Source organism: Bacillus sp. Medicinal_06, assembly GCF_056711665.1.
In genome coordinates, this window is the sequence record NZ_JBWYHD010000105.1 from 1 (window position 1) to 214 (window position 214).

1 rRNA gene is annotated in these 214 nt (G+C 58.9%); it reads right to left on the reverse strand.

The window, feature by feature from the left end:
* Window positions 1-214: ribosomal RNA gene (locus AC1M36_RS28695) — 16S ribosomal RNA — on the reverse strand; the annotation flags it as partial.

The window sequence follows — 214 nt, forward strand, 5'->3', positions numbered from 1 at the left end:
ACGCGGCGTTGCTCCGTCAGACTTTCGTCCATTGCGGAAGATTCCCTACTGCTGCCTCCCGTAGGAGTCTGGGCCGTGTCTCAGTCCCAGTGTGGCCGATCACCCTCTCAGGTCGGCTACGCATCGTTGCCTTGGTGAGCCGTTACCTCACCAACTAGCTAATGCGACGCGGGTCCATCCATAAGTGACAGCCGAAGCCGCCTTTCAATTTCGC